Annotated in this window: 16 protein-coding genes and 1 riboswitch; of the genes, 15 read left to right on the plus strand and 1 reads right to left on the minus strand. The window is 43.4% G+C overall.

Annotated features, from left to right (window positions below):
- The first annotated feature begins 93 nt into the window (after positions 1-93).
- The 14 genes from I2D69_RS14620 (at position 94) to I2D69_RS14685 (ending at position 15739) form a co-directional block, all read left to right on the plus strand.
- Positions 94-1350 carry an extracellular solute-binding protein gene (locus tag I2D69_RS14620; protein WP_195380131.1) on the plus strand — a complete coding sequence of 419 codons (1257 nt, stop codon included), beginning with the start codon at positions 94-96 and terminating at the stop codon, positions 1348-1350.
- Between the two features lie 124 nt (positions 1351-1474).
- Positions 1475-2359, plus strand: coding sequence for a sugar ABC transporter permease (locus I2D69_RS14625; protein ID WP_195380132.1), 885 nt, complete (start codon positions 1475-1477; stop codon positions 2357-2359).
- On the plus strand, positions 2359-3177 hold the full coding sequence (locus I2D69_RS14630) for a carbohydrate ABC transporter permease (protein WP_195380133.1): 819 nt from the start codon (positions 2359-2361) through the stop codon (positions 3175-3177). The genes I2D69_RS14625 and I2D69_RS14630 overlap by 1 nt, the downstream gene beginning before the upstream one ends.
- A gap of 22 nt (positions 3178-3199) precedes the next feature.
- Complete coding sequence (locus I2D69_RS14635; RefSeq protein WP_173736017.1) at positions 3200-4027, plus strand: MBL fold metallo-hydrolase; 828 nt, start codon at positions 3200-3202, stop codon at positions 4025-4027.
- 98 nt (positions 4028-4125) lie between these two features.
- The gene (locus tag I2D69_RS14640) at positions 4126-5157 is read left to right on the plus strand and encodes a LacI family DNA-binding transcriptional regulator (protein WP_195380134.1); all 1032 of its coding nucleotides are present in this window, start codon (positions 4126-4128) and stop codon (positions 5155-5157) included.
- A 187-nt stretch (positions 5158-5344) separates the two neighbouring features.
- Positions 5345-5428: riboswitch (cyclic di-GMP riboswitch) on the plus strand.
- 170 nt (positions 5429-5598) lie between these two features.
- Positions 5599-6615, plus strand: coding sequence for a hypothetical protein (locus tag I2D69_RS20240; RefSeq protein ID WP_243243834.1), 1017 nt, complete (start codon positions 5599-5601; stop codon positions 6613-6615).
- A gap of 433 nt (positions 6616-7048) precedes the next feature.
- Positions 7049-8716, plus strand: a complete 1668-nt coding sequence (gene rho / locus I2D69_RS14650; RefSeq protein ID WP_195380145.1) for a transcription termination factor Rho — start codon at positions 7049-7051, stop codon at positions 8714-8716.
- Positions 8717-8884: 168 nt separating this feature from the next.
- Positions 8885-9088 carry a 50S ribosomal protein L31 gene (gene rpmE, locus I2D69_RS14655; RefSeq protein ID WP_148461074.1) on the plus strand — a complete coding sequence of 68 codons (204 nt, stop codon included), beginning with the start codon at positions 8885-8887 and terminating at the stop codon, positions 9086-9088.
- Between the two features lie 69 nt (positions 9089-9157).
- Positions 9158-10228: a DUF1385 domain-containing protein gene (locus I2D69_RS14660; protein WP_195380135.1), complete on the plus strand. Its 1071-nt coding sequence runs from the start codon at positions 9158-9160 to the stop codon at positions 10226-10228.
- Positions 10225-11094: a peptide chain release factor N(5)-glutamine methyltransferase gene (gene prmC, locus I2D69_RS14665; protein WP_195380136.1), complete on the plus strand. Its 870-nt coding sequence runs from the start codon at positions 10225-10227 to the stop codon at positions 11092-11094. The genes I2D69_RS14660 and prmC overlap by 4 nt, the downstream gene beginning before the upstream one ends.
- Before the next feature lie 41 nt (positions 11095-11135).
- Positions 11136-12209, plus strand: coding sequence for a peptide chain release factor 1 (gene prfA / locus I2D69_RS14670; protein ID WP_118578120.1), 1074 nt, complete (start codon positions 11136-11138; stop codon positions 12207-12209).
- A gap of 65 nt (positions 12210-12274) precedes the next feature.
- Positions 12275-13192: a sugar phosphate nucleotidyltransferase gene (locus tag I2D69_RS14675; protein WP_118578121.1), complete on the plus strand. Its 918-nt coding sequence runs from the start codon at positions 12275-12277 to the stop codon at positions 13190-13192.
- 112 nt (positions 13193-13304) lie between these two features.
- Positions 13305-14651, plus strand: a complete 1347-nt coding sequence (gene glmM / locus I2D69_RS14680) for a phosphoglucosamine mutase (RefSeq protein WP_148461077.1) — start codon at positions 13305-13307, stop codon at positions 14649-14651.
- A gap of 2 nt (positions 14652-14653) precedes the next feature.
- Positions 14654-15739 carry a tetratricopeptide repeat protein gene (locus I2D69_RS14685; protein WP_173770359.1) on the plus strand — a complete coding sequence of 362 codons (1086 nt, stop codon included), beginning with the start codon at positions 14654-14656 and terminating at the stop codon, positions 15737-15739.
- A 103-nt stretch (positions 15740-15842) separates the two neighbouring features.
- Here the strand turns inward: I2D69_RS14685 and I2D69_RS14690 are convergent, their stop codons facing one another.
- The gene (locus tag I2D69_RS14690; RefSeq protein WP_173770358.1) at positions 15843-16727 is read right to left on the minus strand and encodes a transglutaminase domain-containing protein; all 885 of its coding nucleotides are present in this window, start codon (positions 16725-16727) and stop codon (positions 15843-15845) included.
- 338 nt (positions 16728-17065) lie between these two features.
- On the opposite strand from I2D69_RS14690, the gene hflX reads away from it, so the two are divergent.
- Positions 17066-18301 (plus strand): GTPase HflX, encoded by a 1236-nt coding sequence (hflX, locus tag I2D69_RS14695; RefSeq protein WP_195380137.1) that lies wholly within the window; start codon positions 17066-17068, stop codon positions 18299-18301.
- The last annotated feature ends 48 nt before the right edge of the window (positions 18302-18349 follow it).

An 18349-nucleotide genomic window follows, 5' to 3' on the forward strand; every position in this document is an offset into this window, starting at 1 on the left:
GTTCACGACAGCTGATGCCAGAATTAAACTGGCAAAGCTATATCCAACAACACTTTAAAAACTAGATGGATGTACTACTAGGAGGTATAAGAAATGAAGAAAAAAATGTTGGCAGCAGTATTAGCCGGAACAATGGTTATGTCTCTTGGAACAAACCTTTGCTGGGCTGATGGAGAGAAGACCAAGGTCACTATGACTGTATGGAATGGTGAGTGGGGCGATCAGCTGGATCGTACAATGGAGTCCTTCAACAGCAAACATGATGATATCGAGCTGGATATCACAATGCAGTCCGGAGATTACTCTGATTTCCTTGGAACTGCAGCTGCAACAAATGACTGGCCGGATATCTACATCCTTACACCATGGACACAGGTGCAGGATTTTGCAGAGGCAGGAAGACTTCAGGATTTAAGCGGAATGGATTTTACTGAGAAGGTTTACCCGACAGCTCTTGAAGCTGCTACCTATGATGACAAAATCTACGGATATCCTGCAAACGTTGAGTATCTTGGTGTATTCTACAATAAGCAGATGTTTAAGGATGCAGGAATCGAAGAAGTTCCGAAAACAAGAGATGAGTTCGAAGCAGCGTGTGAGAAGCTGGAAGAGTCCGGCGTAACACCAATCGCTTCCACATTCAAAGATTCCTGGACTCTGAAACACATGTTCAGTGTAATGATGTCAAACGTAGTACAGGATGATATGGAAGGCTTCCTGGATCAGTTAAATTCCGGCGAGGGAACCTTCAATGTAGACGGTATCGATGATGTATTTGCAACAGCAGATATTATCAAAGCTCATTGCGGAAGTAATATGATGGATTGCGACTCCACATCCGGTTTCAATGCACTTGCAAACTCTGAAGCAGCTATGCTGATCAGCGGTGAGTTCAGCCAGAACGTAGTAGCAAAAATGGATAACCCGCCGGAAATCGGATACTTTGCATTACCAGTATCCAACGACGCTGAGAGAAACAAAGCAGCAGTTGACGTAGGAATCGTATATGGAGTAAGCACTCAGACAGAGCATATGGATGCTTGCAAAGAGGTTATTGACTTCTTAAGCGATGCTTCCCTTTCTGATGGATATATTGCAATTGTAACCGAGAAACCAGGTTCTGCACCGGCTTCCCAGGATTTCACAGTTAATTATGATTCTGCATCTACAAACGATTATCTGGAATATGCAAACAGCGGAAACGTAATTCCATGGGTATATCAGCAGTATGTAAACGGATTTGATGTTATCTCCGGAGATATCTTCCAGGGTTACATGGCAGACGCTGCTGACAAGGATGAGGTAATTTCCGAGCTTGACGCAGCATATCTTGAATATCTGGATCAGTAAATAAGAGGAAATGCTGACCTGCGATTCCCGGGGGGAGCACCCCCCGGGAATCTTTTTAATGGAAGATTTATCGTGATATCTGTATAAGCAGATGAGCCTTTTAGAAAAAGAAAGAGAGGATAATATGTCATCTTTATATAAGAAAAACAAGAAATTTTATCTTCTGCTGATTCTGCCTGCCTTGCTTTTATATTCCTTTGCAATGCTGGCACCTCTGTTTGGCGGAACCATTCCATATTCATTCCTGAAATGGAATCTGATGTCCGGGAAAAAAGCTTTTGTGGGATTTGACAATTATGTAAAATTGTTTTCCGATGCAAAATTCTGGACTTCCTTTGGATTTAACCTTTTTGTTGGTGCGTTCACCATTATTGGCAGTAATGTTTTTGGATTTATTCTTGCTTATTTCCTGAATGAGAACATTAAGGCTAAAGGCGTGGTCAGAGCTATGTTCTTCATTCCTAACATTGTCAGTGCCGTATTGGTATCCTTTATCTGGGTGTTTATTTTTACAAATGCAATGCCTGCACTTGGCGGAGCATTAGGCTGGGACTGGCTGGCAAATATAAGCTGGTTCGGAACTCCGTCAATGGCAACTGTGACGATCATTGTGGTTTCCATCTGGCAGAACATTGGTTTCCTGATGATCATTTATACCGCAGGTCTTCAGACTATTCCGAAGGATGTTATGGAGTCTGCTGAGCTGGATGGCTGCAGCGGTCTGAAAAAAGTTCTGAAAATCGAGCTTCCGCTGCTTATGCCAACTGTCACGATCAATCTGTTTGTTTCTATTTCAGGAGCATTTAAGTCATTCGATATTCCGAACGCAATGACAGGCGGTGGTCCTTACGGTTCCACAATGCCAGTTGCCATGAATATTTACCAGGAAGCTTTCACCAAGTACAACCTGGGCTATGGCTCAGCGAAATCTGTAATCCTGTTCCTTACAGTAGCAGCGGTTACTCTGATCCAGTTGTACTGCACTCGTAAGAAGGAGGTAGAATACTAATGAAAAAGAAAGTATGGCTTCCAACCATTATTATGTTTTTCTTTGGTGTCCTGTTCCTTATGCCGATCATCCTGCTTGTGATGAACGCATTCAAGACACATAACGATATGATCCAGAACTTCCTTTCTTTTCCACATTACCTCTATACCGGAAACTTTACCGAAGCTATAGAACGTCTGAAATTCTGGAAAGTAGTTGGAAATTCAGCATATGTAACCCTGGGAACCATGCTGGTATGTACCATCATTTCCTTTATGGCTGCATATGGAATTGCGCACATCCCTGGAAAGCTTGGAACTGTTTTGTATCTGATGTTCACCCTTGGACAGATCATTCCGTTCCATTCCATTATGATCGCGCTTTCTGTACAGCTGACCAATGCAAATCTTTTGAATAACTTGACCGTACTTATTTTCCTGTATGCCGGCTTCCACGGAGCATTTGGTATTTTTACCTATGTTGGTTTCCTGAAATCAATTCCAAAGGAACTGGAAGAGGCAGCGGCAATTGACGGCTGTGGAATGTTCCGCTGCATGTGGCAGGTAATTTTCCCATTGGTACGATCCACAAGCATAACTCTTCTGGTACTGTTTTTCCTGTGGACATGGAATGATTTCCTTATGCCAAACCTGTATGTTTCAGACAGTGGTTTGAGAACCCTGACAGTTGCTATTTATATGTTTAAGAGTACCTCCGGATCTGAGTGGAATCTGATGCTTGCCGGAATGACTCTGTCCATGGTTCCAATCATAATCATTTATATTGCAGCACAGAAATATATCACCAGCGGACTTACCGCAGGCGCAGTAAAAATGTAATTGAAAAGGAGAACGGCAGAAAATGGACAATATTAATTTACAGAGAATTGAAGGCTACACAGTTCAGCTGGTGGCAGAGGATGTCTGGGCAATCGATGAGTTCGGAGCTGACATTATTTATCTTGTAAAAGGTGAAAAAAGTGCAGCTGTGATCGATACCGGTTCAGGCTTTGGAAATCTGAAAAAAGTGATCGAGACTCTGACTGATTTGCCATATGTTGTATTAAATACACATGGACATCTGGATCATGTGGGAGGCAATCACGAGTTCGGAAAGGCATATCTGAGTGAAAAAGATTTCAAAATGGCAGATACAGAGAAGCTTAGAAGCGGCTGGAAGCATTATGTTGAAAAAACAAAGAAAGAACCGGGATTTTATGGAACAGAGTACATAATTGAAGGTCGTGAGCCCGGAGATTTCCAGATGCTTCCACTGAGTGAGCATCAGATCTTTGATCTGGGCGGCAGAAGCCTGGAAGTATTATTTACACCGGGACATACTCCTGGAAGTGTAGTTTTCCTGGATAGAAAAAATAAATTCCTGTTCGCCGGAGACAGTGTAGTGTCAACTCCAATCCTGATTTTTGATACCTATTCCGCAACAGTAAAGGAATATGCAGAGGGATTAAAGAAGTTAGATAAAGAAGATTTTGAGCTTATTTTCCCAGGACATTTTTTACGTCCGATTGGAAAAGCAATTCTTCACGATCTTATCACATGTGCTGATAAAATCGTAGAAGGAACTGCAAAACCGGAGCCTATTGACTTCAGCCATATGTCTTCAGAACCAGCTTTCCTTTTCAAATATGGAAAAGGAAACATCGCTTATAATGACAAGCATATTTGTTAATAAAAAATGATAAAAAAATCATTATAAATTTATTAAAAATCATTTGCCATAATATGCCGGGACATATATAATGAATACATTGTTGCAGGAGAGCGATTATGGAGCAGATAACAATTAAAGAGGTTGCGAAATTGTGCGGCGTAGGAGTCAGCACAGTGTCCAGGGCAATTAACAATCACCCGGACATTAATCCGGAAACGAAACAGAAGATTCTGGATGTGATCAGAGAGTACAATTATGTACCGAATAATAGTGCCAGAAATCTGAAAAGAGCTGATTCCAATACGATCGCAGTTGTAATAAAAGAAATCAGTAACTCATACTGGGGTGTTATGCTTCATGTATTGGAGCGGGAAGTCCGTGACAGGAAATATTGCCTGGTATTGCAGAATGTGGCAGATGATGAAGACGAAGTTGAGCTTGCCCTTCAGCTGGAAAAAGAGAAAAAAGTCAAAGGAATCATATTTCTTGGAGGTATGTATAATTATGACGAGTCAAGGCTGAGAATGCTGAGAGTTCCGTATGTGATCAGTGGTTCCGGAAAAACAGTTCCGGAGGATACAGGAACTTATCCTAAAAGTGCCCTTGTGACGACTGATACAGAGATTGAGAGCCAGAGTATGGTTGATTATCTGTGCAGCTGCGGACATAAAAGGATCGCCTTTATTACTTCCGGAGATGAAGGTCTTGGAAGATGCCATCTCAATGGCTATAAAAGGTCACTGGAGAAAAATGGACTGGAGTACGATGAGAAGCTTATAATTCGTTTAAAACCAGGTAAAAGAATTTATACGATTGAGAATGGTTATAACTGTACCTGTGAGCTTTTGAAATCAGGGGTGGATTTTTCCTGCATTTATGCAATTTCAGATACTCTGGCGGTAGGAGCATGCAGAGCAGTTATTGACAGCGGCAAAAGAGTACCGGAGGATTATTGTGTGGCAGGAGCAGATGGTCAGGACATTGCGGAATATTATCATCCATCCATCACCACATTGAAATATCCAAGAGTGGAAATTGCCCTGCAGAGCGTCCGTACCTTGTTTGATCTGATCAACCGGAAAAAGGTAGTGAAACGGCAAATACTGGGCGGAACTCTTATAGAGCGGGAGTCTACGCGCAAACTGTAATGCGTGTCTGCTGTCCTCCAGACATCGAAAAGGAATCTGTGAAAATATTTGAGAATGATTATCATGCGTTACAATCAGCTCAGATATTTTTACAGATTTTTTGCTTTCGTACTTTTTAGACAGATTTTTGTAAGTTTTAACAAGGAAATTCCGTTGACAAAAGTGACAGTTTGCTTTATTATAAGAAGTGAATAAAAGGCAAACCTGTTGAAAGACAGGGACGCAAAGCCAAGGGTCTAAGGTCTCAGGACTATGACAGCCGGTTGCCGCATTGATATTGATTAGGTAATGTAATATGACAGGAGACGTGGTTCTTCTATTTGTGGCGACCGTTTATTTAATCTGATAAACGGTTTTTTTATTTCCACAAACTGATGGGACTGATAGTTTCCAGATAGCGGCAAGTCAGTTACATTATGGTTCAAGAAAGGTGTGTTATTTATGAAAGGAAAGAAATTAACAGAGTGGCTTGCAAATAAAAAAGTTGTTTCCAGTTGTGCTGCCATAGCATTGGCAGCAGTGATCGGCGGCGTTTCATTATTCTCAGGAGCAGGAGAAACACCTGAATTCCCCAGTTATACAGATCCGATCATGGAGACTTCCATTATAGAAGATGAAACTCCACTGGCTTCCCAGCCGAAGACTACTGTGAAGACTACCTCCAGTACTAAGACAACCAGGAAGACTGTTAAATTAAAAAAGGCTTCCAAGAAGAGCTACACCAAGAAACTGAAAACCAAAACAAAAGTAACCAATAAAACAAATAAATCCGGTAATACAACAGTAGATACCAAAACAACCGTTGTTACCAAAGCAACAGCGAAATACACCAAGAAATCAAAAAAGAAAGTTGTTACATCCAAGATCACAACAACTGTTCAGACAACAACTACACAGCAGGTATCAATTGCCAATGAGACCGCTGTAAGCACTACTTCTTCTGGTACTTCCGCTGCCCAGGCAACTGCAGCAGCAAGCTCTTCACAGAACCAGAGCAAATACGAAGCAAATGTAGCAAGTGTTGCAGGTAAGATGGACAATCGTGTAATTGCAGCATATCAGCAGCTGGGCTTTAAGATTGTTGTTGATCCATCCGTTAACTATTCCGGATATTTTGATGCAAGATCAAGATCTATTACAATGAAGCAGATTGATGATTCTGTTTATCATGAGCTGGGTCATTTCCTTGCATTTATCGCAGGAAATGCAGATAAGACAGCAAGCTTCCAGAGCATTTTTGCAGCTGAGAAGGCAAATGTTACAGCTTTTAATAAAGCCTATGTAACACAGAATGCTTCCGAATATTTTGCAGAATCTGTTAAGGATTACATCCTGAACAATGCTTCCCTGAAGAGTAGCAGACCACAGACTTATGCAGCTGTTCAGAATGCACTGAATCAGATTACAGACGCACAGATCGCTAAGATCCAGAAGATTTACGGAGCGTTCTGGAATTAATAATTTTAAAGATGACCGGCACCCGGAGAAATATCTCCGGGTGTTTTATTGTGAATAGCACAGGCGTGGGAAACCGGTATTTTATAAAAAGGTAAGTGACAGCTGGTACTTATCTTTGGGTCACCGGGAGAACAGGACTCTTATATATGTCGAAGAGTCGGGATATGTGTCGACAGAAAATTCTTGCAATGAAAAACCTTAGGTGTGTATAATACAAAACAAAGGTTATCACTTTCTTGCAGGCAGGGATAGATATATTTGGAATGGATGTAGACACGGCGCCTGAAATGTGTTAAAATAAACTTTAATAAGTTTTTTGAAGGATGTTTTTATAATTCAGTATATAGCTTCTGTCTAATCAGACATTTGTATCCCGTTAAATCAAAATTGAAATGTGTTTTAGAATTGTATTAGTCGAAGAGGTAGATGATTGATGAAAGAAAAGTATGAATCATTATCCCTGGCTACGCTGAAAGACTTGGCAAAAGCCAGAGGACTGAAGGGCATTTCTACTATGAGAAAGCCTGAATTAATTGAACGTATGCTGGAAGAGGACAGGAAAGAACAGACTGCAGAAAATGAGCAGACTATTTCCGGAACAGCAGAAGAGAATACCATACCTGCAAGACCAGAGCCTGTGGCAGCAGAAAAAACAGAAAATACGGGAAGTGTTTCTTCACCGGAGAGAAGAGAAGCACCAACCAGATCCCGTACCATTATACGGCGTAATCCTGAGTACCGCAGCAATAATTATGGCAGAAATGAAAATGCAGGACGCCAGAACAGTTATAATGGGGAAAACAGACCGGAGAACTTCGTGAAGCGCACTCCTGTAGCGAAACCTGTAGAAGTGGTTCCGCCAGCCGAATTAAGACTTGAGGAAACGGAACAGCCCCGTACAGGCGCAGCCAGTGAGAACCGTACAGAAGAGAATGTAAGCAACGCTTACAGTGTTCCGGCTGAAACGGTCCAGCTTGACAGTGGCGAAAAGGCCAATGGAATCCTGGAGGTTATGCCGGATGGGTTTGGATTTATCCGAAGTGAGAATTATCTTCCAGGAGAGAATGATATCTATGTTTCCCCATCGCAGATCCGCAGATTTAATCTGAAGACAGGGGATATAATTCAGGGAAATATCCGTATTAAAACACAGGGGGAGAAATTCAGTGCCCTTTTGTATGTAACGTCTATCAATGGTTTCCATCCAAGTGAGGGACAGAAGAGATACAATTTTGAAAATATGACCCCGATCTTCCCAGATGAGCGTCTGATTATGGAACGTCCCGGCGGAACTACTGCCATGCGTATCGTAGATCTGATCAGCCCTATCGGAAAGGGACAGCGTGGTATGATCGTTTCCCCGCCTAAGGCAGGTAAGACTACTTTGCTTAAGGATGTTGCGAAATCTATTCTTAAGAATAACAAGGATATGCATCTGATCATTCTTCTTATTGATGAACGTCCTGAGGAAGTTACCGATATTAGGGAAGCAATACAGGGACCGAACGTGGAAGTTATTTATTCCACATTTGATGAGCTTCCGGAGCATCATAAGCGTGTATCCGAGATGGTTGTAGAGCGTGCACGCCGCCTTGTAGAACATAAGCAGGATGTTGTGATCCTTCTGGATTCCATTACCAGACTGGCAAGAGCCTATAACCTGGTTGTTCCTCCAAGCGGAAGAACTCTGTCAGGAGGTCTTGATCCGGGAGCACTTCATATGCCGAAGCGCTTCTTTGGTGCAGCACGTAATATGCGTGAGGGAGGAAGCCTTACCATTCTGGCCACTGCACTGGTTGACACCGGAAGCAAAATGGACGACGTTATTTACGAAGAATTCAAGGGAACCGGCAATATGGAGCTTGTTCTTGACCGCAAGCTTCAGGAGAAACGGGTTTTCCCGGCCATCGACATTCAGAAATCCGGTACCAGACGAGAAGATCTGCTTCTGAGCAAGGACGAGCAGGAAGCTGTATATATTATGCGAAAGGCTCTTAACGGAATGAAGTCTGATGAGGCAGTGGAACAGATTCTGAACATGTTTGCACGTACTGCAAATAATGCTGAATTTGTGCAAATGGTAAAAAAACAGAAATTGTAATGTTCACAAAAAACATCGTGCAGAATATTATCTGGGATTAGTTTTAGAAATTTTTATAAATAACTTGCATTTCTCATAACGCCATGCTATAATCAGTAGGCTGTGTAAAGTGTGAATTCGTCAGATTCAACGCAAATAAAATAGAATAAATATAGAGAGGTGAAAATCATGAGAGAAGGAATCCATCCGAATTACTATCAGGCAACTGTAACCTGCAACTGCGGTAATACTTTTGTAACAGGATCTACCAAGCAGGATATCCACGTAGAAATCTGCTCCAAATGTCATCCGTTCTATACAGGACAGCAGAAAGCTAGTCAGGCTCGCGGACGTATCAATAAGTTCAACGAGAAATACGGCCTGAATAAATAATTTGAATATTACTGAATGAGAAGGTTGAGGTTGGGAAATCTCAACCTTTCTTTGTAACTGGAGGATAAAATGAAACCATCCAATATCGGTGGACAAGCTGTAATGGAAGGCATTATGATGCGCCACAAGGATAAATACTCCATTGCAGTAAGACGTCCTGATAAAGAAATTGTAGTAAAAGTGGAAGATTATAAATGCATTTTCGGGAAAGCCAGGATCTGGCGGAAACCGATTATCCGCGGAATGGTAAGCTTTATCGATTCTCTGGTAACCGGAACGAAATGCCTTATGTATTCAGCTGAAATTGCAGGTGATGAGGAGGACGAGGAAGAGACCAGAAAGAATGCTGCTCTTTCTCCAGAAGAACTGGAAGCCAAGAAGAAAAAAGAAGACAAGGCATTTAAAGCCTTGCTCTATGTAACTGTGGCCATTTCTATTGTAATTTCCATTGCAGCCTTTATGCTGCTTCCTTATGCACTGGCCAGTCTTTGCCGTAAAGTAGGCGCTTCGGAAGTGGTGGTTACCATTGTGGAAGCGTTTGTGAAGCTGGGTCTGTTTATGGGATACATGATCCTGATCTCCAGAATGAAGGATATTCAGAGAACCTTTATGTATCATGGTGCTGAACACAAATGTATCAACTGTGTGGAAAATGGTAAGCCACTTACTGTGGAGAACGTGCTTGAGAGCTCCAGATTCCACAGACGCTGCGGAACAAGCTTTCTGTTCCTGGTTATGATAGTAAGTATTTTCCTACATTTTATTTTTGTACTGGTACCGTCTTACTGGTTCCGTCTTTTCGGCCGTCTGCTCATGGTACCTGTAGTATCTGGAATTTCATTTGAAATTATCCAGTGGGCAGGCAGGACAGACAGTAAATTTGCCTTGATGATGAGCAAACCTGGTATGGCAATGCAGAAATTTACCACAAAAGAACCTACAGCTGATATGGCAGAGGTTGCCATCAAGGCTGTGGAGGCTGTGTTTGACTGGAGAGCATATTTAAAGACAGAATTCAATCTGGATATTCCATATGAGAACAAAGAAAACGGTGATCTTTCCGCTGCTTCCGCGCAATCTGAAAGCGGGGAGAGTGAAGAACGTACCGGGAATGTACCGGAAACGGGAGCTGCACAATGACTTCTCTGGAAACACTATTAAAAGAAGGAACCAAGGTTCTGGAGCAGCATAAGATCCAGGAAGCCAGGCTGGATGCCTGGCTTCTTCTGGAGTATGTGACCGGAATGAACAGGGCTTTTTATTTCGCTCATTCAGCTGACGGGATTGAAGAGGAAAAAGCGGACAGATACCGGGAACTGATCCGAAAAAGAGCAGGTCATGTTCCCTTGCAGCATATTACCCATCAGGCATATTTTATGGGATTTGAATTTTATGTAAATCAAAACGTACTGGTTCCGAGGCAGGATACGGAGACATTGGTGGAGAAGGCTCTGGAAGTTATGAAGGGGAAAAAGACACCAGGGATTCTGGATATGTGCACCGGATCGGGGTGTATTCTTTTAAGTCTTCTGGCACTTACCGGGGATGCATATGGTGTGGGTGCTGATGTTTCCCCACTTGCTCTTCAGGTGGCAGATAAGAATGCGGTAAGCCTGGAAGTGTCAGACAGAGCTGTTTTCGTGGAAAGCGACTTGTTTTCGTCAGCTTTTTTTCAACAAAACACTGGCAAAGATATGCCTCTGTATGATATCCTTATTTCGAATCCCCCCTACATCAGAAGCGCAGAGATTGAAGAGCTTATGGAAGAAGTGCGGGATCACGATCCAAGACTTGCATTGGATGGCCATGAAGATGGTCTGTATTTTTACAGAAAAATCGTATCGGAGGGAAAGGCTTTCCTAAAGGAAAATGGCTGGATGCTGTTTGAAATCGGATATGATCAGGGCGAAGCTGTAAAGGCGCTGATGCGGGAAAATGGCTTTTTTGATGTACAGATTGTTAAAGACCTGACGGGACTTGACAGAGTTGTGTTGGGCAGACGATAGTTTTATATAAGTAAAGAGAAGAACATAACAGGAGGAAAACCATGTTTGACAAGTTGGACGATTTGCTCATACGTTTCGAGGAAGTTCTGAATGAGCTGGGTGAGCCAGATGTAACATCTAATCCAGATCGTTTCCAGAAGCTTATGAAGGAACAGAGCGACCTGCAGCCAATTGTGGATACCTATAAGGAATATAAGAAAAATAAAGAAACAATTCAGGACAGCCTTTCCATGCTGGAAGAGGAGAAAGATGAGGATATGAGAGAAATGCTCAAAGAAGAGCTTTCCGATGCCAAGAAGCGCGTGGAAGAGCTGGAGCATGAACTGAAAATTCTTCTTCTGCCTAAGGACCCTAACGATAATAAGAACGTTATCGTGGAAATCCGTGCCGGTGCCGGTGGAGATGAGGCTGCGCTTTTTGCAGCTGAGATTTACAGAATGTATGTAAAATATGCAGAATCCAGGCGCTGGAAAACAGAGATGATGAGCTTAAACGAGAATGGAATCGGCGGATTCAAAGAGGTTACCTTTATGATAAACGGTGCCGGAGCTTATTCCAGACTGAAATATGAGAGTGGCGTACACCGGGTACAGAGGGTTCCGGAGACGGAATCCGGCGGAAGAATCCATACTTCCACCTGTACGGTTGCAATTATGCCGGAAGCTGAGGAGATTGATTTCCATCTGGATATGAACGACTGTAAATTCGACGTATTCCGTGCTTCCGGAAATGGCGGACAGTGCGTCAATACTACAGACTCCGCAGTACGACTGACCCATATTCCTACAGGAATCGTAATTTCCTGTCAGGATGAGAAGTCCCAGCTGAAGAATAAGGATAAGGCGTTAAAGGTTCTTCGCTCACGTCTGTATGAGATGGAGCTGGCCAAACAGCATGACGCAGAAGCAGAGGCGCGAAGAAGTCAGATCGGTACAGGTGATCGTTCTGAGAAGATCAGAACCTACAATTTTCCACAGGGACGTGTAACAGATCACCGTATCAAACTTACACTTCACAGACTGGATAACATTCTGAATGGAGATCTGGATGAAATCATCGACAGCCTGATCGCAGCAGACCAGGCAGCGAAATTGAGCAATCTGCAGGAACAGTAAACTTAGAGCCTTTTTCAAACACGCTCTAAAACAACAATCATATGAAAAATGGGAGGGTATTACCTATGAAAAAAACAGCTCTTGTAATTATGGCAGCCGGAGTTGGAAGCAGATTTGGAAATGGAATCAAGCAGCTTGCACCAGTTGGACCAAATGGTGAGATCATTATGGATTATTCCATCAGAGACGCATTGGAGGCTGGCTTCAATAAAATTGTATTTATTATCCGTAAGGATCTGGAAGAAGAATTTAAAAGCACCATTGGTGCAAGAGTAGAGAAGATCGCAGAAGTTGCGTATGCATATCAGGAAATGGAGAAGCTTCCGGAAGGCTTTGTGAAACCGGCAGACAGAACCAAACCATGGGGAACCGGCCATGCTGTTATCTGCGCAAGAGAGTTCCTTACAGAGCCATTTGCAGTTATCAATGCAGATGACTACTATGGAAAGGAAGCATACGTAAAAGTACATGATTATCTGGTTCGGGAGCAGCCAGCAGATGATGTTCTGCATATTTGTATGGCAGGCTTCCGTCTTGGAAACACCTTAAGCGATAATGGAAGTGTTACAAGAGGACTTTGCCACATTACAGACGGCAAGCTTACAGGGGTTACCGAGACACACAACATTTTTAAAACAGCAGATGGCGCTGAGAGCCGCGAAGATGGACAGCCGGCAGAGAAGCTTGATTTAAATGAGCTTGTTTCCATGAACATGTGGGGACTGACTCCTGCGTTTATGGATACTTTATACGATGGATTTGTAGAGTTTCTTCAGAATGTAAAAGCTGGTGATATCAAGGCAGAGTATCTTCTTCCGGTTATGATCGATGCATTGATCCAGAAGGGAACTGCCCAGGTAGATGTGCTTGAGACAAAGGATACCTGGTTTGGTGTAACTTATCAAGAAGATAAAGAGGTTGTGATCAAAGCCTTTAAAGAGCTTACCGAGGCTGGCGTATATCCAAACGGACTTTACAAATAAGATTATCGGATACTGTATATTGTAATTGTTTGCAGTTTTGCCTGAAAATATGGAAAAGAATGTATGATTCCTATATGCTTTCAGGTGTAATAAGCAAGGAGGATAATTAGATATGGGAAAATATTTTGGAACAGACGGATTTCGTGGAGAGGCAAATGTTCAGCTGACAGTTGATAATGCGTTTAAAGTAGGACGTTATGTAGGTTGGTATTATGGACGTGACCATAAGGCGAAGATCGTAATCGGAAAAGATACCAGACGAAGCAGCTATATGTTTGAGTATGCCCTTGTTGCAGGACTTACCGCTTCCGGAGCAGATGCTTATCTTCTGCATGTAACCACTACTCCAAGTGTATCCTTTGCGGTTCGTACAGAGGATTTTGACTGCGGTATTATGATTTCCGCAAGCCATAACCCATTCTATGATAATGGAATCAAGCTTCTGAATGGAAACGGACAGAAGATTGAGGCTGAGATCGAGGAGCGTATTGAGGCCTACATTGATGGCGAGATCGAGGAGCTTCCTCTTGCACGCAAAGAAGACATTGGACGTACTGTTGATTTTGCTTCCGGACGAAACCGCTATATCGGATATCTGATTTCCATTCCAAGCCGTGATTTCAAAAATGTAAAAGTCGGACTTGACTGTGCCAACGGAAGCTCATCCGCAATTGCAAAAAGTGTTTTCGAGGCACTTCAGGCGAAAACTTATGTGATCAACAATCAGCCGGATGGAACTAACATCAATACAAACTGTGGATCCACCCATATCGAAGTCCTTCAGAAATATGTGATAGACAATGGCCTGGATATCGGATTTGCTTATGATGGAGATGCTGACCGTTGTATCGCAGTTGATCATCGTGGAAATATCATCGATGGTGACAAGATTATGTATGTCTGCGGTAAATATCTGAAAGAGCAGGGGAAACTGAATGGAAATACTGTTGTTACCACAGTGATGTCCAATATGGGACTTTACAAAGCTCTGGAGCGTGAAGGAATGCGTTATGAGCAGACTGCCGTTGGTGACAAATACGTTGCCGAGAATATGATGGCAAATAACTACAGCATTGGTGGAGAACAGTCCGGACATATTATTTTCAGCCGTTATGCAGCTACAGGTGATGGTATCCTTACTTCTCTTATGGTCATGGAAGCATGTGTAGATAAGAAGTCTACCTTATGTGATCTTGCCAAAGAGATGAAGGTTTATCCTCAGGTTCTTCGAAATGTACGTGTAGCAGATAAGAAGACTGCGCGTGAGAACCCGAAGGTGGTTGAAGCAGTCGAAGCAGCAGGAAAGGCACTTGGCGATTCCGGACGTATTCTGGTCCGCGAGAGTGGTACAGAGCCGCTGATCCGTGTTATGGTGGAGGCCGAGACAGATGAGCTCTGCCATCAGTATGTAGACAGTGTTGTGGAAGTAATGGAAGCCGAAGGACTGATCGTTGGTTGAGAATGAAAATCAGAAAAACAGCATTAATATTGACAGCGGTCATGGGGCTTTCCCTTCTGGCTGGCTGTGATAATGAAAAACAGCAGATTTTTAAGGAAGCAGAGAAAGATCTGGAGCAGGGCAGCTATGAGTATGCGCTGGATGAATTTACTACTTCTGTGAATAATGGTGTGAAGCCTGCAGTGTCTTACCGCGGGATTGGAATCTGTCAGCTGCGTCTGGGAAATTATGATGATGCCATTACTGCTTTTACCAGTGCTCTTGGCGAGGAGAAAGTAAGTAAAAGTATGGCCCGGGACCTGTATCTGTATCGCGCTACAGCACGTTTGCAGGCTGGGTATCTGGATGATGCCATGGCAGACTGTCAGGTGCTTGCCCAGAATTATGAGATGGATGCAGATGCCTGGTTTCTTACTGGAAAGGTTGCCCTGGAAATGGATGGCTATGATGAAGCTGCCTCTGATTTTGAGCAGGCATATGGGGAAGATTCCAGCTATGACCGGGCCATCCAGATCTACGAGACGTACCTGGATAAGGACATGGAAGCGGATGGAACCAGGTATCTGGAGGCTGTTTTGTCCACAGAGGCAAAGGGAGCAGAGGATCTCTGCAGCCGGGGAAGAATCTATTACTATATGGGAGATTATACCAATGCCCAGAAGGAGCTGACAGATGCTTCCAATCAGGGAAGTACAGAGGCACTTCTGGTTCTTGGAATGGTCTATGGCGCTCAGTCAGATTACGCAAATGCCCGGGCAATGTACCAGCAGTACATCAATCAGAAGCTGGATGATACGTCCGGGGATCAGACACAGACTGCCGCACAGGGATACAATGGACTGGCAGTGTGCGATATGGCAGAAGGAAGCTATGATTCTGCCCTGGAAAATATCAGCAGCGGAATTACCATTGCTTCCGATGATGAAATGCAGAGCTTGTTATTTAATGAAATTGTAGCTTATGAGAAGAAACTGGATTTTTCTACAGCACAGGAGAAAGCTGTATCTTATGTCGGAATGTATCCGGAGGATGAAGAAGCTGCGAAAGAGCTTGATTTCCTGAAATCCAGGACTGGAAGTAATGAATAGGAAACAGAGTAGGCTCCTGAAGTTATTTTTATAATTATAAAAAGGATTTGAAATCTGAGGCAATATTGAATGCCGGATTTCAAATCCTTTTTTGGTAATACTCTCAGACTTTTTTTACATAAAGGCGGTTGCCCCGGTACATAGGGCGGCCGTTCACGCCACTGAGATCGTAGGACATTGCAAAGTAGGAATCCACGCTGCTTACAAGCGCCCAGTCAGGATCATAGACCTTTCCACCAATTTCAGCCCAGCCGTGACCGCCGGAGCAGATTACATAAACTTTTTTCATTCCTACAGCGTTTGCAAGGTAGGCGAAAGCTGCTGCATAGGAAACACAGTCACCTCGTCCGCCGCGGAAAAACATATCTTCGGCGAAATCCTTTTCCCAGTCCTGTGTATTTCTGAATTCACGCCAGCAATAGTAGGTGTACTGCTTCTTGACGTAATCAAAGCTGGCACGAAGGCGCTGCATTTTGTTCATTCCTGGTCTGCTGATCTTTTCTACGATATTGTTCGCTTCTGTCATTAGCTTCAGCTTGCGCAGGTTAGAACCGGATTTGCTGGCACGTCCGGAAGCATCAAGAGCGATACCATTTATAGTGGTGGAGGTCAGCATGTATGCGCCGGTGGTTCCTGTGCTGATACGGAAAAAGTAGTAATCATTTTTGATTTTTTTCCAGCCGTAGCGCTGAATTCCATTTTTGTCAAAAAAGTAATAGCGGGATCCGATTTTGACTTTGCCTTTGACTTTCTTGCCGCGAGCATTGTAATAGTAGTGGCGGCCCTTGATGGTCTTCCAGGTACCAGAAGAGGAATTGGAAGCCTGTCCCTTACCGGAATGGGTCTTCTTATTGGTGACAGTGGAAGAAGATTTCGCAGTTTGGGAAACTGATGTCCGGGCAGCTGCCTGGGTGGGAAGAGTACCTGTCAGGAGCGTACAGGACAGGCAAAGGCATGCTGCAAGAGTTTTGAGATTTTTCTTTTTCATAGGTTCCTCCTTTTTTGGTCTTTTACTATTATTATATACTATATGAGATCTGAACTGTAGTTGTTGTTTTCAGATCTGAAATATGTTACTGTTCACTCCGTTCACAGTAACGCGCTTCGCGATGCACAGAAATCATGCATTCGCATGATTTCGCGCCGCAATTCTCGGGTTTTCTGTGAACTTTGTTCACAAAAAACGCCTCGCGGAACGTTACCAGTGAACAGTAACTGAAATATACCTCTCCCAAAAGGAATGGGTTTGTGTTATACTCTAACAGATGATTTTCAGATAGAAAAGTAACTGAAAGTTAGTTTATGGATGATCCGGAAGGAGGATTTATGGAATATATTGAAGAAATACAGGAGCAGGTGATTCTGGTTGGCGTTCAGCTGGATGAGAACGATAATGTGAAAGAATCCCTGGATGAACTGGAGGAGCTTGCAGATACTGCCGGAGCTCAGACAGTGGGAAAAATTATCCAGAACCGTGAGACTGTACATCCTGGAACTTATATTGGAAAAGGAAAGATCGAGGAGGTACGTGCTCTTATGCTGGCCACGGATGCTACAGGAATTATCTGTGACGATGAACTTTCCCCGGCACAGATGAACAATCTGGAGCATGAGCTGGAATGTAAGGTAATGGACAGAACTCTTCTGATCCTTGACATTTTTGCAAAACATGCCACTACCAGCGAGGGAAAGATACAGGTTGAGCTTGCACAGCTCCGTTACAGAGCATCCAGACTGGTAGGACTAGGTGCGTCTTTGTCCAGACTTGGAGGAGGAATCGGAACCAGAGGTCCTGGAGAGAAGAAGCTGGAGAGTGACCGACGTCTGATCCGAAAGAGGATCACAGCGCTGAAGGAAGAGCTTTCTCAGGTGGAGAAGCACAGAGAGCTGCTCCGTACCGGACGTACCCGGGGAAAGATGAAGACTGTTGCTATTGTAGGTTATACCAATGCAGGTAAATCTACATTGTTAAATACCCTCACTGGAGCCGGAGTGCTTTCAGAGGATAAGCTGTTTGCCACATTGGATCCTACAACCAGAGCATTGACATTAGATGACGGACAGCAGATCCTGCTTACAGATACTGTTGGATTTATCCGTAAACTGCCGCATAATCTGGTTGAAGCTTTTAAGAGTACCCTGGAGGAAGCGAAATATGCAGATTATATTATTCATGTGGTAGACTGTTCGAATCCTCAGGCGGTACAGCAGATGGAGGTTGTTTATGATACCCTGCAGGAGCTTGGTGTCCAGGGCAAAAAGACGATTACTTTATTTAACAAGGTCGATGTGGGTGCAGCAATCCGCATGCGCGACAGTATGGCAGACCATACTCTTAAGGTTTCGGCCAAAACAGGGGAAGGTCTGGAGGATTTAAAGCAGCTTCTGGGGAAAATCCTTTCTGAAGAGCAGATTTATGTGGAAAAAATTTTTTCCTATCAGGAGGCTGGCAAGATTCAGCTGATCCGGGAATATGGGCAGCTGCTTTCGGAGGAGTACACAGATACTGGAATTCTGGTGAAAGCCAGAGTGCCACAGGAAATTCATGGGAAGCTTATGTGACGCAGCCAGACCCGTGGAACTGGCAAAAAGTATGGGCTATAAAGTTAT

Origin of the sequence: Ruminococcus sp. D54t1_190329_F1 (genome assembly GCF_015551645.1) — a bacterium.
Lineage (GTDB): Bacteria > Bacillota > Clostridia > Lachnospirales > Lachnospiraceae > Blautia_A > Blautia_A faecis.

What these genes read in the sequence shown, in the direction of transcription:
- I2D69_RS14620 (WP_195380131.1), top strand. Translation starts at nt 94, where the DNA reads ATGAAGAAAAAAATGTTGGCAGCAGTATTAGCCGGAACAATGGTTATG.
- I2D69_RS14625 (WP_195380132.1), top strand. Translation starts at nt 1,475, where the DNA reads ATGTCATCTTTATATAAGAAAAACAAGAAATTTTATCTTCTGCTGATT.
- I2D69_RS14630 (WP_195380133.1), top strand. Translation starts at nt 2,359, where the DNA reads ATGAAAAAGAAAGTATGGCTTCCAACCATTATTATGTTTTTCTTTGGT.
- I2D69_RS14635 (WP_173736017.1), top strand. Translation starts at nt 3,200, where the DNA reads ATGGACAATATTAATTTACAGAGAATTGAAGGCTACACAGTTCAGCTG.
- I2D69_RS14640 (WP_195380134.1), top strand. Translation starts at nt 4,126, where the DNA reads ATGGAGCAGATAACAATTAAAGAGGTTGCGAAATTGTGCGGCGTAGGA.
- I2D69_RS20240 (WP_243243834.1), top strand. Translation starts at nt 5,599, where the DNA reads ATGAAAGGAAAGAAATTAACAGAGTGGCTTGCAAATAAAAAAGTTGTT.
- rho (WP_195380145.1), top strand. Translation starts at nt 7,049, where the DNA reads ATGAAAGAAAAGTATGAATCATTATCCCTGGCTACGCTGAAAGACTTG.
- rpmE (WP_148461074.1), top strand. Translation starts at nt 8,885, where the DNA reads ATGAGAGAAGGAATCCATCCGAATTACTATCAGGCAACTGTAACCTGC.
- I2D69_RS14660 (WP_195380135.1), top strand. Translation starts at nt 9,158, where the DNA reads ATGAAACCATCCAATATCGGTGGACAAGCTGTAATGGAAGGCATTATG.
- prmC (WP_195380136.1), top strand. Translation starts at nt 10,225, where the DNA reads ATGACTTCTCTGGAAACACTATTAAAAGAAGGAACCAAGGTTCTGGAG.
- prfA (WP_118578120.1), top strand. Translation starts at nt 11,136, where the DNA reads ATGTTTGACAAGTTGGACGATTTGCTCATACGTTTCGAGGAAGTTCTG.
- I2D69_RS14675 (WP_118578121.1), top strand. Translation starts at nt 12,275, where the DNA reads ATGAAAAAAACAGCTCTTGTAATTATGGCAGCCGGAGTTGGAAGCAGA.
- glmM (WP_148461077.1), top strand. Translation starts at nt 13,305, where the DNA reads ATGGGAAAATATTTTGGAACAGACGGATTTCGTGGAGAGGCAAATGTT.
- I2D69_RS14685 (WP_173770359.1), top strand. Translation starts at nt 14,654, where the DNA reads ATGAAAATCAGAAAAACAGCATTAATATTGACAGCGGTCATGGGGCTT.
- I2D69_RS14690 (WP_173770358.1), bottom strand. Translation starts at nt 16,727, where the DNA reads ATGAAAAAGAAAAATCTCAAAACTCTTGCAGCATGCCTTTGCCTGTCC.
- hflX (WP_195380137.1), top strand. Translation starts at nt 17,066, where the DNA reads ATGGAATATATTGAAGAAATACAGGAGCAGGTGATTCTGGTTGGCGTT.